This is a genomic window from Megamonas funiformis, assembly GCF_010669225.1.
GTDB classification, from domain to species: Bacteria; Bacillota; Negativicutes; order Selenomonadales; family Selenomonadaceae; genus Megamonas; species Megamonas funiformis.
The window spans coordinates 14669-29280 of sequence record NZ_CP048628.1 but is presented as its reverse complement, the minus strand read 5'-3'; the positions used below and the strand labels follow the sequence as shown (position 1 = coordinate 29280).

At 33.0% G+C, this 14612-nt stretch carries 14 protein-coding genes; 1 reads left to right on the top strand and 13 read right to left on the bottom strand.

Annotation, left to right across the window (positions count from 1 at the left end):
• The first annotated feature begins 1 nt into the window (after nucleotide 1).
• Complete coding sequence (locus tag GXM21_RS12715) at nucleotides 2–520, top strand: hypothetical protein (protein ID WP_008540187.1); 519 nt, start codon at nucleotides 2–4, stop codon at nucleotides 518–520.
• Between the two features lie 38 nt (nucleotides 521–558).
• On the opposite strand, the gene GXM21_RS12710 is transcribed toward GXM21_RS12715, so the two are convergent.
• From GXM21_RS12710 to GXM21_RS12650, 13 genes are read right to left on the bottom strand one after another with little or no spacing between them, the layout of a single operon-like run.
• Complete coding sequence (locus tag GXM21_RS12710) at nucleotides 559–1308, bottom strand: hypothetical protein (RefSeq protein ID WP_008540186.1); 750 nt, start codon at nucleotides 1306–1308, stop codon at nucleotides 559–561.
• 6 nt (nucleotides 1309–1314) lie between these two features.
• Complete coding sequence (gene lepB, locus GXM21_RS12705; protein ID WP_008540185.1) at nucleotides 1315–1845, bottom strand: signal peptidase I; 531 nt, start codon at nucleotides 1843–1845, stop codon at nucleotides 1315–1317.
• Nucleotides 1832–3640 (bottom strand): transglycosylase SLT domain-containing protein, encoded by a 1809-nt coding sequence (locus GXM21_RS12700; RefSeq protein ID WP_008540184.1) that lies wholly within the window; start codon nucleotides 3638–3640, stop codon nucleotides 1832–1834. The genes lepB and GXM21_RS12700 overlap by 14 nt, the downstream gene beginning before the upstream one ends.
• A 7-nt stretch (nucleotides 3641–3647) precedes the next feature.
• The gene (gene trbL / locus GXM21_RS12695) at nucleotides 3648–4793 is read right to left on the bottom strand and encodes a P-type conjugative transfer protein TrbL (protein WP_008540183.1); all 1146 of its coding nucleotides are present in this window, start codon (nucleotides 4791–4793) and stop codon (nucleotides 3648–3650) included.
• A 4-nt stretch (nucleotides 4794–4797) separates the two neighbouring features.
• Complete coding sequence (locus GXM21_RS12690) at nucleotides 4798–5577, bottom strand: TrbJ/VirB5 family protein (RefSeq protein ID WP_008540182.1); 780 nt, start codon at nucleotides 5575–5577, stop codon at nucleotides 4798–4800.
• Between the two features lie 13 nt (nucleotides 5578–5590).
• Nucleotides 5591–8068 carry a VirB4 family type IV secretion/conjugal transfer ATPase gene (locus GXM21_RS12685; RefSeq protein ID WP_008540181.1) on the bottom strand — a complete coding sequence of 826 codons (2478 nt, stop codon included), beginning with the start codon at nucleotides 8066–8068 and terminating at the stop codon, nucleotides 5591–5593.
• Between the two features lie 8 nt (nucleotides 8069–8076).
• A complete protein-coding gene (locus tag GXM21_RS12680; protein ID WP_008540179.1) occupies nucleotides 8077–8340 on the bottom strand; it encodes a VirB3 family type IV secretion system protein in 264 nt (87 codons plus the stop codon).
• A complete protein-coding gene (locus GXM21_RS12675; RefSeq protein WP_008540177.1) occupies nucleotides 8340–8759 on the bottom strand; it encodes a TrbC/VirB2 family protein in 420 nt (139 codons plus the stop codon). The genes GXM21_RS12680 and GXM21_RS12675 overlap by 1 nt, the downstream gene beginning before the upstream one ends.
• Nucleotides 8756–9742, bottom strand: coding sequence for an ATPase, T2SS/T4P/T4SS family (locus tag GXM21_RS12670; RefSeq protein ID WP_008540175.1), 987 nt, complete (start codon nucleotides 9740–9742; stop codon nucleotides 8756–8758). The genes GXM21_RS12675 and GXM21_RS12670 overlap by 4 nt, the downstream gene beginning before the upstream one ends.
• Nucleotide 9743: 1 nt before the next feature.
• A complete protein-coding gene (locus GXM21_RS12665; protein ID WP_008540173.1) occupies nucleotides 9744–10151 on the bottom strand; it encodes a hypothetical protein in 408 nt (135 codons plus the stop codon).
• A 9-nt stretch (nucleotides 10152–10160) separates the two neighbouring features.
• The gene (locus tag GXM21_RS12660) at nucleotides 10161–12494 is read right to left on the bottom strand and encodes a type IV secretory system conjugative DNA transfer family protein (protein WP_008540172.1); all 2334 of its coding nucleotides are present in this window, start codon (nucleotides 12492–12494) and stop codon (nucleotides 10161–10163) included.
• The gene (locus tag GXM21_RS12655) at nucleotides 12484–13794 is read right to left on the bottom strand and encodes a TraB/TrbI/VirB10 family type IV secretion system protein (protein WP_008540171.1); all 1311 of its coding nucleotides are present in this window, start codon (nucleotides 13792–13794) and stop codon (nucleotides 12484–12486) included. Before GXM21_RS12655 ends, GXM21_RS12660 begins: the two co-directional genes overlap by 11 nt.
• On the bottom strand, nucleotides 13791–14609 hold the full coding sequence (locus tag GXM21_RS12650) for a TrbG/VirB9 family P-type conjugative transfer protein (RefSeq protein ID WP_008540170.1): 819 nt from the start codon (nucleotides 14607–14609) through the stop codon (nucleotides 13791–13793). The genes GXM21_RS12655 and GXM21_RS12650 overlap by 4 nt, the downstream gene beginning before the upstream one ends.
• Nucleotides 14610–14612 lie beyond the last annotated feature (3 nt).

Below are 14612 nucleotides of genomic sequence, written 5' to 3'. Positions count from 1 at the left end.
AATGAAAGCCTGGAAAACTCTATGTATAATGTCTTTGTTATTATTAACAATGGTTTTGGCTGGATGTAGTAATGAGGGAGATAAATACATAGGAAAATGGACTGGCTTAGAAAATCCTGATAATCCACGTTCTTATATTTATCAAATGACGATAGAACAAAACGGCGATAATTATATTATTAAAAGAAAGGTTAGTAACTACAACGAATTTAATCCAGACAGACAATTAGAATGGCAAGAAGGCAAAGAAAAAACTGAAAGTGCTACTTTAAAAGATGGAAAATTAGTAAGTGGAAATGATATTGCTTCAGTATCTTATACTTATATAGAAAAAGATAATACTCTCCTTTATTCTGCAAAAGGAATTTATTTACAAAAAGATGATGACAATGCAATATTTGAAAATTTAAAAAAACAAGCAGCAGATGCTTTAACTAAATATTGGGAAGAACATCCTATAATTAATAAAACACCTATTATTGATGACCCTTTTATAAAATATGGCAAAGCAAAACAATAAAAACTAATGAAAAGCAGGGCTTTTAAACCCTGCTTTTTTTAATTTCCAAATCTCATAAAGCCTAACGCTGGCTCTTGAGGAGGTCTATTTTCTTCATCAAAAGTACTAGAATTATATGGATCATATCCATAAAACTGACCAGCTTTTATTTTTTCTTTATCTAATCTATCAGCAGCAGCTTTTGTTTCTTGGTCAACTATACTATTTATAAAACGTGCTCCGTTTGTTTTTGTTTTATCAATAGTATTTAATGTATTTACTATATTCATAGTATTTGCACGTTGTTTTTCGCCCAAAATGCCGTCTGTTTGTGTACTTAATATTTCAGATTGCAGGTTTATTCTATCGGTTTGATTATTAATTGTTTCTTGTATAACATCTGTTGCTTCTTTTTTTGTATAGGTTTGTTCTTCAGCAAGTTTAAGATTATACTCTTGGTCATTTAATGCTTCTTCAATTTCCCAAGACTTATAAAAGTCTTTATCTTTAAAAACTTTATTAGGATTAATTAAACTTTCGCCATCAGGTTTTATAACCTTCTCAATTTCTGTACTTATTTTATTTTCATCAATATTTATTTTCGTATTAGCTAAAATCCTATTTTTAAGATTTTCTAAGCTATTTTGCACAGTCTGAAGCATTTGTGCTGTTTCTCTTATACTATCCGCCAGCCGTTTATAGTCTATGACATGGTCTCCTGGCTTTAAAACACGCCCCCATGCTCCAACAGATACAGTCATGCTAACTAATACAATAATAACTATACATATAACAACAATTTTTTTCATTGTTCATCAATCCTTTTCATCAAATGAACAAACAAGTATCACTTTCTTTTCAATGTTTTTAGTGGAAATTGTTCCAAGATACCGCGAATCAAAAGATATATCAGGGTCATTCAAAAATAAAATCTGTCCTTTTGGTACTGTGTATTCTCCGATAGTATTTTTCTGCGGCAGACCGTCAATATGGTATATCTTATATTTTCGACCATGAATTTCTACAGCATCCTCACCTACTCTATAAACATCTCCTGGCAAACCCTGTACTTTTTTTATCATGGGATATCCTTTTTGTACATTTAATATAGGAACATCTACAGGAAGTTTAACAACAACAAAATCTCCATAATCTAAATTCTGATTGGGTGCTATCATATATATTCCACGAGGTGCAGATGGTGATATATTTTTATAAAATATTGTTCCCATACATAGATACAATATTGTTATAAAAATAATAAAAAATAGAATAATTTTACAAAATTTCAATGAGTATAGTCGTGCATGCACGACTATACCATTGTATTTTTTAAGACAATTCATATTTACCACCTAACATTTTTAACAAAGATGTTGGTATTCTTGCTGTTAAAAAAGCAAGTCCAATCAAAGAAAGGCACATCAATATAAATTTAATCATGGCTTCTGAATTTATACCATTATTTACGGTATAAGAACCAGATAAATTACCATTTACAAGGTCTATATATTCTTGTGCCCAACCTGGAAGTGGTTCACCAGCTGTTACATTTCCAGGTCCTCCATTATAAGCTGCTAATGCATAATTCCAATCACCATACATATCATGTAATTGTTTCATGTATTTAGCAGCGGCTTCTAAATTCTGTTCTGGATTAAATGGATCGGAACAGCCAAGTCCTGCTGCTGTTCCAGGCATTAATTGTCCTAATCCTTGTGCACCAGCCCCAGATACCGCATTAGGGTTCCAGCTACTTTCAAGTTGTATTTGTGCCAAAAACAGTGATACTGGAATACCATACTTTTGAGCTTTTTCTGTAGCCAATGCTACTAAATCAGGTGGTCCTGTTATCGTTCCTGTACCTGTTACTTGCTCCGATGGCGTCTGCACTGTAAATATATCACCAGGCTCGGCATCACGAATACATACAACACAAAATCCAACCATAATTGAAATAATAGTTAACTTTATCGTGTTACTTACAATATGTCCTAAACTTCCTTCAGCAATAAATTTTGTAAAACCAAAAGCTGAAAAAGGAAACGTACAAATACTAAGAGCTGCTACTACATAAAATTCAATGTAAACGAGCATTATATAACAGGCAAGAACAAAAAATACGCCTATTGTTATAAATGTCGCAAGATAAATTGGAATAATCGTTGATAAATTAGTATAGAAATCCCAACTGCCAAAACTAGCTATTTTATTTAATGCTGGTGTTACCATAAAAATTGCTTTTTGTAATATCATTTGCGGTTGAGATACATCATTTCCTATATCCGGGTTATTAGCAAATGTAGTAGAAACAGACGTTACAAACGACAAAAAAAAGTCATTTATAATTGTTTGCCAGTTTAGCATTACAAACATCAAAAAGCCATATTTCATTACCTTAGTTATGGCAAACTGCATTGAAATAGTCATACCACTTGTCATCATTGGAAGCGTTAAATCTAAAATACATAGAACAAGTAATAATGCAAAGCAAGCATCTTGTAAAAAATCAAAGCCACGACCAGCAGCTTCAACAACCTGTTGCATTATATCTTGTATATTTTCTCCAAGTTCATACATACTTTCAACGCCCCATGGAAGCGTTACATTATCATGTCCCATTACAGCAGGACCACCGCCGCCTGAAGGCATGGTATTTCCGCTTAAATCCATTCCAAGCGCTTCAAGATACGGTACGGGGTCAACACGGCTGCCGAACTCACCAAGCGGCCCGTATTCTATATGCACATGCGGCCCGGTGGAATATCCAAGCGGCCCATCGTAGGCATCGCCGCCGGTATACCCTATTATTGTTCCTTCCGTAACATATCCTGTCTGGCATAAAAGCGTGTCTGATGAGCAGTCGCCAAACATCCAGTAACTGCCGTCTTCCAGCGTTATATCCGTCCAATAAATATAACCGCCGCCCGCTCCGTGATTTACTGTACCATTTGCTGGAGCAACTATAGGAGTGCCAGAAGGAACATACACATCTATACCCTTATGAAATGTACTAGCTCTTCCTCCTGCATCACGAGGGCCATATGGAGAAGTTACTTCACCACCAATAATAGGTGGTGAAGCTAATACCTTAAATGGTATTAAAATAATTATTAAACATATAAAAATTATTTTCTTCATAGGCATATCACCTATTACGGTTTGATTGCGGTTTAGTAGCATACTCACCAGATTTAAGATTTTTATAATCTTCCATTTGGTTCATTGCCCTATTTGCACCTCTAATTAGCCCTTTACCGATAGCAGAATTAGCAAAACTTGTTCTAGCAACATTTTTAGCAACTTCTCCTGCAACACTTCCACCCTGAACACCTATATTTGCTTGTGCTGCCTTTATAGTAGCATTAGCAAAGCCATATCCCGCAGCAGTTTTTCCTGCTACTCTACTTACTGCTCCAGCTGCTCCTACTGCACCACCAACAGCACCAGCAACTGTACTTTTAGCTGTTGTAGCACCTCGAACAACATCTCCAGCTTCCATAGAAGGCTGTCCATTCATCATACTTGCCGCAAGATTAGGTAATTTCCAAACAAGAAAAGCAAGTGTCGCATAAGATAATGCCATCTTCAACATTGATGAAAACGATACATTTTCTTCAAAACTGGTTAATGCTCCAGATAAAGTATCAAATAAACCCAAAAGAAAATACATAATCATCAATTTTATACCGAATGAAAAAACACCCGAAACAACTCTTTGAAATAAAAAAGAAGTAAATCTAATAGCTCCAAAAGGTAATAAAATTACACCTAGACTAGAAAATATACAAAATTCTATTTTAGTTATCAAAACTTGAAGCGATATAAAAAAGAAAGAAGCAATCGTTATTGCTATAGCTATTAAATCCATAAAAAGTCTAGCAATACCACCATTATCCGTTATACCCGTATCCTGAAAATCTTTAAACAAAGTACCACATATATTAAATCCTCTTTCCAATATTTTGCTAGGACTTATCCAATCTCCAGCACCAATATTAGATAAACCTGAAGCTGTAGCACCAGCAATCTCAAACGACCGCAAAATTGCAGAATTAATTGTATCCCAATTTACAATCAGAAGTAAAAAAAAACCAACTTTCATTGTTTTATTAATAACGAAAGACATTCGCATTTGACCATCATATAAAGCCCATGTAGAGCAAATATCTATGATAGCTAATACACATACAAGTTCAAAAGCATGAGGTTGTAATTGTATCATACCTGTTACACTATGCTCATAAAAAAAATTAAGCAAACTATCTAAAAAATTAGTATCTGTAAAATCCATAATATTACCACCTTACATTACCATAAGTAGCAAATGGATCATCAATAATAGGTACTTTTTCTATTACTTCATTTTCCATTTGTGATAATGTTTCTTCTTCTGCTTGTTTAGCAGCATTTATAACAGCTTTTCTATTTTGAGCTTTTAAAACTTCTGCCTGCTGATGCATTAATTGGTTTTTATCTGTTATAGCCTGGATTGCTGTATTTATACTATCTATGTTAGCTTTTTCTGTAGCTATCATATTTGCAATTTGCTGTGCTTGTTTATTACCTTCTACAGTCTTATTTTGCTCTAATAAATCCTGTAATCTAACCTTAGATTTTTCAAGTTCTGCCATAAGTTCATGATAAGAATTTACATCTTCTTCATTTCTCATGGACATTATTTCTTGTAAAGTATCATTTATACTTCGCTCGCTCCACACAGTTTGTTTATAATCACCGCTATTAATTCTAGGATAAGTTTCTTTCCAGTATTCATCCCACTCATCTTTATCTACTAATAAATCCGAGTTTGAAAGTGTATTTTTAACAGCTGCTATACTATCATTAAATGCTTGTTTATATTCATTTAGAATATTTTCTGGCATGGCCATTAACTCCTTAAGTTGCAAGGATATTTGTTCAGCTGTATTTTTAACAACATTCAAGGTTTCAGTGTAGGTTTTTAACTGTTGTGCTATATTCTGGTCATCAATTACAGGAATAGCAGCTTCAGCTGGTACAGTTAAAGATATACTAAAAATTATGGCTAATCCAATCTGCCTAAACTTTTTTTTCATGGTATTTCACTCCTTACGTTACATACCTCTTAAAGTCCTCCCATTCTTCAGTAGCATTTTTATATTTAAGCCACTGTTCTATAAAATCACATCTATTATATTTACTTAGAATATTATCTATAGCCTGCTGATCTGTTTTACTTGTTGCTGTAACAAATGGAAACTCTATCGGCTGAAGTGCTAAAGAAAAAACTCGATTTCCCTTCTGTGAACTATAATAATAATCCTGCTTAGGTGTCATCGCAGATATTATCTTTATTTGTTTTTCATTGCAACCAAAAAGTTCATAGAGTTTTTTATTAGCCTCATTTTGTGCATTTACATTAGGAAGATATATTCTATTAGGACAATTTTCCATAACTGTCGTTAATAAATCTGGTTTATTTGCCACATCAGATAAATTTTGTGTAGCAAATATGATAGAAGTATTCTTTTTACGCATATCCTTAAAATATTCACGTAATTTATCTTTAAATGCTGGATTATCAAAGAAAAGCCAACATTCATCTAAAACTATAATAGATGGACCAGTAGCAAACTTTAATTTTGTTTCTATTCTGTGAAATAAATATTCTAGTGTACTTGGGACTATAGCAGGTGTTGCCATAATGGTTTCCATCTCGTAAACCTGCCAATTTCCACGACCGGATACATCTTTTGTATTATCAAAAAGCTTTCCATAACTTCCTTCCATAGTAAGCGGTTTTAATGCCCTTCTTATTTCAACATCCTGCACCATTTGTGTAAAAACAGTTACAGTTCGTTGTTCTATTGGAAAAGTGGCCAAAGAATTTAATGCTTTCCATACATAATCTTCTTTTTCTGGGTCAATAGTCATATTCTTTTGTTTTAAATACATTAAAATCCATTCTTTAGCCCATTTTCTTTCCTGTTCATTATCAACTCTTGCTAGTGGCTGAAAAGAAAGTTCTGTTTCTCCTTCAGCTGCTAAGTTATAAAAGTTTCCCCCAACAGCAAGCGTCAATGCACGACTAGAACCAGCTTTATCAAAGATAAAAACATTACTATTAGGATATTTTAAAAAATGTGCCTCTAACGTATTTAAAAGTACAGATTTACCACTACCACTCGGTCCACAAATCATCGTGTGCCCTACATCGCCTACGTGAAGGCTTAATCTAAACGGTGTATAACCTTCAGTATCCGTGTAAAGCAACACAGGCCCCTTCAGGTGCTTATTCTTTTTGTCTCCAGACCACATTGCTGTGATTGGGGCAAGATGACAAAAATTTAAGCTATTTATAATTGGTCGACGAATATTTGCTCGATAACAACCAGGTATACTGCCCCACCATGCTTCCATCGAATTATCAGTTTCAATGAAACCTACAAACCCTAAAGAATTTATCTTTTCTAATACTTTATTAGCTTTTTCTTGACATTTTTCCTTATTTTCATCCATTACAATCATAGTCATGGTATAGTAACCATAGCTTACCGCATCCTGTCCTAATTCTTGCTGTGCAACTATAGTATCATCGCGATTAGAAGCAGCTGTTTCATCGACATCTTGCTCCAACTGCTCCTTTGTAATGGCACTTCTTATTTGCGACCAAAAACCCTTTACCTGCTGATTCCATCTTTTCCTATATTTTTGTAATTCCTCTTGAGCGTCTAATTTACTCATGCAGATAAATCTCGACACCCATCTATATTCCATATTTAAACTATTAAAAGTATTAAAAATCCCTGGAGTAGATACAGGCGGAAAATCTAATACTGTAATAATTTTCATATACTTATTTCCAAGTTTCATTTCCCTACCACCTAGAACATCACAATCACATATATAATCTGTGATATATCTAAGTGGATTAATATTTATATCAAAACTTTTTGTAGATATAGTAGTGTGTAAATATGCTAATGTTTCTTTAGCACTAAGCGGTTCTATATCTTTAAACCACTTAGAAAGCATATCCCCTACTAAATTTACATTGCTTATAAACTTCTCCACGATATCAAAGTAAACTTTCATATCGTATTTTGTATTACTTCCCTTATTTTTGGCGTCTGTAATAAACGCATTTGTTATTTTAGATTTTAATAACTGTGGAGGCTCGCAATAAATTATAAAATAAAACAAAGTTTCATAATGTCTTTGCTTTGTATAATAATCCTTACGTTCATCTTCCATTTTTTGAACAAGCGGCACAGAAATTGCCGCCTGTTCATAGTTTGTATCAATTTTTCTTTGTGCTTCAAAATAAAGCACATACCCAGTGGTGAGCTTCTTCATAACGTTATTTAACGCAGCATTGTATTGTAAAAGCTCCGCTGGCGTTGAACTATCCATATCTGGACCACGAAATTTATAGATAGATAATAACGAATGGTCTTTTCCATGTACAATTCCTGTATCTTCGTCAATGAACGCCCATGGAAGAAGATACTGTAAACGTGGCTTTTCTTTAAACACACCTACCTTTTGCGAAAATTGTACATTTTCTTTTTTTCTAAAAGAAAACATTTTATCACCTACCTATAATAATAATTCTTATGTGTTCTTGCCTTCCAAAAGACCGAATGAAACTGGGGATCTTTTTGACCTAAATATTTAAACAAATAATGCACACCAACTGCTACAAAAATAACAGTCCATGTTTTAAAAAATACACCACCCAAAACAGCTAAAAAGATATTAGCTAAAAATAAATCTCTTGGAACACCCATCCAAAATAGAGGTTTTACAAGCGACCTATGAATAGGGACTTCGTATCCTTCAGGTAACTTCTCTTTCATTACATAGCCCCCAATATAGTAAGACCTCCGGCTGATTCAGAAACGTAAGAAATAAAACTTGGAGCAAAAAGGCAAGTAGAAACAACAAAAATCAAAACAATAAATTTTGTTGTTCCACCACCAGCATTACCAGTAAACATGGCAATAGCACAACCAGCAAGTCCTAAAATACCAAGTACCATAGGGAGTGGTCCTGTAAATTGTTCTGCTAAAGAATTAAAAAACTTCATCCATGGCCATTCAATGTCTCCTACAGTATCACCGTTAAAACCAACACTTTGAGCAAGTGCTGTTCCATGATTAGTAGCAATTACAACTGCCATAACAAAGAAAATAGCACTTAACATCAGCAATTCTTGCTTATTTCTTTTTAATATAGCTAAAATGGTTTCATTTTTTTTTACTGTCCATCTTTTCATGTTAAATCCTCCTCAATACGTTTTAAAACATAAGTATCATCATGACTGTTATAAGTTTTAACCTCAATCATTTCATTTACTTTCCTAGATTTTTTACCGCCTCCTAAATCTATATGTACAATAGAAACAACAACATCTATAGCTTCTCCTATAAGCTCCTTTAAATCTCCAGTAGCATTTTTATCTTCTTGAGCCAAAGATTTAATACGTGTTAAACCACTTACTGCGTCATTAGCATGTACGGTACATGCTCCGCCTGGATGTCCTGTATTCCAAGCTTTAAGCATAGTATAAGCTGCACCATCTCTAACTTCCCCAACAATAATTCTATCGGGACTACGACGCATACAATCCGCAAGTAACCTTGTCATGTTATAAACGACTTTATCCTTACCGGTTTCTTGCTTTGTATACATAGGTGAATAATCATCCGTTGGACATTGCAATTCCGGCAAGTCCTCTAGCGATATTATTCGATGGTATGGTGAAATTTTAGCTATAGCATCTAAAAGAGCATTTAAAAATGTTGTTTTACCTGTTCCTGTACCACCAACAACCAAAATATTTTTCCTTTTACGAATAGCTTCTTCAAGGTATTTTTTATAATAATTTGTTAATGTACCATTTTTTACATACTCATCAAGCGTGAAAATCTTTATAGCTTTTTTTCTAATATTAAATTGAGGATTTCTTACAATAGGAGAAATCTCACCTTGAAAACGTGCCCCATAACCACTTATTTCAGCTGAAATAGACGGTATTTCTTCATTAATTACTTTTCCAACCTGCCCTGCAATAAGCTCAATAATAGCTAATATCTTTTCAGGTTTTAAAATAATATTTGTCTTTACTTTACCTTCTTTATGAGACATATATCTTATATAACCATCATCATTTACATAAATTTCTGTTATATCATCTCTATTCATAAAATCTACTATTTGTCTGCCAAACATTACATCTAATGTTTCATTCTTACTCATATTAAGCACCTTCAAGAGCCTTTATATATTCTTCTTTATCTTCAGCTTCTAAAGATGATGAAGATATATCATTCTTCTCATTTTTACTATTCTTTTCAATATCCCCAATGTCTATTTGTTCTGTTTCCTTAATAAATAAACTATATTTTTCAATATATTCATTTATTTTGGCAGTATTATTTTCAGTTATAATCTTTTTAGCTTCAACTAAAGCTCCTATAATAATTGTTGGATTATCTATAGGCAATTTAAGTCTTTTAACCACTTGTATAATATAGTTATACCTCTCACTTTCTAACCTTTTTTTTGCATTTCTTTTTTCTTCTTGCATTCTTTTTAAAATTGCATTTTGTTCTTCTTGCAAAATGCGATATTTGCGTTCCATCTTCGTCAATTTCTGTATACTCATATAGTTTATTCACTCCTTATAAGTAAAATCAAACTCTATATTTGTATTAATTTTACTCACCCTAATTAATTTATCTCTCTTTGGATAAGGATTATTTCTTATTACATCACTTACTATTGGAGCATCTAATAGCTTATTTAAAAAATAATTACTTTCATAATATTTAACTTTTTCAGTCATTACTGGTGGATTACCACTTGCAACAATTATCTCTTTATCTTCTAAACGCTTTATTTCATCAGCAGTCATTAAAGCTCTACCTGTCGCCGATTTTGAATAAGTCTTTTTTGTTAAAAGTCCACAGTCAGACGTCGACTGAACCATTATTGTTTTATTACCTAACAATGATTCAGCATATTTTCCAGTATCATTGTCATTCGGAGCATAAAATATCTGCAAATGACAATTCATTAATATTTGATTGTCTTTTCCATATATCCCGTTAATTTGCGGAAGCCCCTGATTTATAAGGAAAACTTTCATTCCATATCCTGCAATATACGATAATGTAGCTGCGAAAGACTGCAAATTCCCAAGAGAAGAAAATTCATCCATTAAGAATAGACATTTGTGCTTATATACATTTTTTGCTCTCCCTTTTTTATAAACACCTATACGTTTTGCATGATGACGAACCATCATTTCAAAAAATAATCTAAAAATAGGAGCAAGTCTTAAAATATCCGATGGTGGCGTAACTAAATAAAGCGATACAGGTTTTTTATAATTCATCATATCGTCAATGCAAAAATCGCTTACAGCCGTATTTTGAGCAAGTACAGGGTCTAAATACTCTTTTAAAGCAGTATTAGCAGTAGATATTATACTTGCACATTCCTGTTCTGCTTTAGATAATATCTCTAAAAATCCTTGATAAATAATTGGATGCGTATTAGGCATATAATTTAAAGAAGTAGCGTCTGGATAAAGATTTTTTAAATCTTCTGGCGTAAAATGTTTTTTTACATATTTAAGTTCTTTTGTATCCCACTCTACTATATCTATGCCATTATCAGGCACATGCTCAAAGTTTTGTAAATTTTTAAGGGTATCTAAAAACCCTTTAACATCTACTTTTTGCTGTTGAATAGTTCCACTTGTCGGTTCATCATAAACATTACCATCATCATCAACATATATCATTACAGGTTTACCATCATCATCAAATATAGGCAACATATTAGCTTTCAAAAATGCTGCAACTGTATATAAATTAGGCTCATTAGGATAATTTTCCGGGTCAGAAAAGTGAGCGTATTTCATATGCAGTATAACAAGCGAGATAACGTTTGCGGCATTTTGTCCCCAGTGGTCCATCTTGCCTTTCCCTTCGTAGTCGGCAATTATCATGCCTAGATTTTGGCTCATGGAAACTTCGCTTGCTGTACCAATTTTGATTTCATCGAGCGGATTCCAACGAGCTGATGAACCATCTTCAGCTGTTGGTTCAAACTTTATAACAGTTTGCCCCATACGTTTTCTATATCCTGCTGTTATTCCCCAGTTTTCACTTTTTATGTCATTTACAATTACTGAACTTGTCCAGCTACCAAGAAGCGTCGGAATTATAAGCCCGACACCTTTACCACTTCTAGTGGGTGCTATAACTGCTAAATGCTTATTAGAATTATCTCTAAGATAAAAGTGTTTACAACCAGCATAAAATTTAGAAAGCTTTTTATATAAAAAAATATATGGATAAACGGTAAATTTATCTTCTTTTTTAGCATCATATTTAACTGGAGCATCAATCTTTTCTTTTAAAACTTTTTCTAAATACTTCAGCTTTTCTATTTCTTTTTCATCATTACTATCATTTAACTTCTCATATAATCTTTCTAACTTATGCGAATATACTTCTTTTTTTCGAGTTACCTTATCATCAAATGCCATTTCAGCATAAGCTTCTTTTTCCTTTTTTATAGTTTCAAAAGCACGTAAAAAAGCAGTAAACAGTCTAAGTAATTTGCCATCATATTGTCCAATTACAACGCCGTTTGCGGATATTAAATCCATTTTCAAAAGGTCGTTGTAGCTGCCGAATTTTGCACTGCCGTGAGAGGTAAGTTCCGGTTTTTTCCTAAGTAAAAACAACAACACAAAAGATATAACAAAACTCACAAAAATATATGGGTATGTTTTAGCAAAAAGCTGTGGAATGTACTCGTGGAAATTCATAAACCAGATGAAATAATTGTGTGGCAAGTAATACGGTATTCCTTTAGATACCATGAACGGCTCCCCTAGCAGAAAACTATACTCTACAAGTTCAGCCAATTTTTGTGTTGCTATCCAGAAACCAGCAAATAACGGAATAAAGGCAATAAACAATTTAAAAATCATTGTACTCACCTAAATTCAAATCCTGATTTATAAACACACTAAACTGAAAACCAGGATTAATAGTTATTGTTGGCTGTTTTTCAAGTTCACGGTCAACAAATTTTTCTCCCGTGCGGAGAATTTCTGCAACAGCTCCACTCACTGCCTCTTGTCCAGGACTTCTTTCATCATCACCTGATGTATTTCCTGTTGCTGATTGTGCCGCAGCTCCTAAAAGTGCAGCCATAAAAGCACTACCATAGGCTGCTCCTTTATGTTCTGTATATTCATCTTCAAGACCAGGATATCCCACACCATCTATGGCTTTCTGGTCTGGCAAAATAATAGATACTCCACTTGGTAAAATTATTCTAGTAAATATAACACCTATTCTTTTATTACCACGACTTCCAGCCTGACCAGAAGTACCAATTAAACGGCTTCCTTGCGGTATTAAAAGATGTGTACCAGTTAAACTATCATAAACATCTTGTCTTATTTGTGCTACAACATCACCACATGGAACATCAGATGTTATTCCAGTTAAAAGCGTTGCTGGAATAACAGTTCCTGCATTTAATGTATAACTTATACCATAATTTACAAAATTATCATCATTATAATTATCATATTCAGTAGAAACAGTAGAAGCATTTATGTTATCGCTTACTACTTCCTTAATAGGTTTTCCATTTGCTATATCACTTGCTATTGCAAATGCTAATGAACTACTAATCATGGCTTCTCTTTTTGCTTCAGCTTCAGCTTCAACTTTTTGTTGTTCTTTATCAAAAGAGTTAATGTTACTTACAGAATTATTACTAGGTTTAACATAAACAACCTTCGCATCATTTTTTGTTGTTGCCCCTGTTCCACTATTACCACTAGAATTTACCTGTTGTTTTGTAACCACACCATTAGTTGCAGTTTTAGTATCAGATTTTCCTCTTATTTCATCTTTTCTTAATTTTTTTTCTTCTTCACTATCCTTATTATATTTTGCTATATCTGAATATTTATCTGGCAATGCTTGTGCAGGACTAACTGCTATACCAGCAGAACTAAGAGGTCTATTTTGTTGTTGTACTTTTTTATTTGTCATTGCATTACTTACAACTGCCGCTATAGCAACAACAGCAATAACACCACCAACAATCATTATTTTCTTTTTTTGTAATGTTTTAACCTCATCTTCAGTCGAAACATCTTCAAAATTTATTTCCCCCATATCACCTTCAGAAAGTTCCTCATTTATAAGCTCATCATCAGATTTCTTTTTATTTCTATGAAAAAGGTTCTCTATTTTCTCTTTAAAACTCATTTCTTATCACCTTCTTCTACTGGGTATATATCCACATATAACTTTGATGTATATTGAAGTCTTGCGTGATTAAATACTCTATCTGCAATATAGTATTTGCCTTTAATTCTATAATTTACAAGTGTCAATTTTTCATCGTCCATATCGTCCACATTATAAAGAACTGGCAGGTCATATCTATTCTTTGGCATCTCAATATAAGTACGCACTCCATCATCAAAAACTTTCTTAGGACATATATCTTCAGCTAATCTTTTATTATTTGCTTTAATTTTATATTTATAATTCATATCTTTTAAAACAACTTCGCCGTTTTTACTTTCAGTGAAAATTGTCATAAATTCTTTTTCTTCTTTTGTTGGTTTATTAAGTTTTTTTATTTCTGTTTTCTTTTGTGCAACTATTTCTTCTGGAAAATTAAAACTGACTATAGGATTATAATAATCTGTAGCCGTAATCAAAAAGTGATATGAACGTTTATCTGTATTTATTATTATGTCTGTTCTAGCACTATTTACTAATGGCTTTATATAAATATGTGTAACATTACCTACTCTAGCTTTATCAATCATCCATTGTTTAGTATCTCCACCTATAGCACCAATAAAATTTTCCCCTTCATGCAGAATAATATCCGTTACATGACCAACTTTAACGTTTATACAGTATAGACTATTTGCGTAGTAATCGTACTGAAGCTCGGTCGCTATTTGCTTACCGTCGTTGACGTTATAAACAGCTTGCTGTGCTGAAGCCGGAAATATACAAAAATTCAAGGCAAGTGTCATCGCTAATATCTTGTTTTTCGTATTCATGTA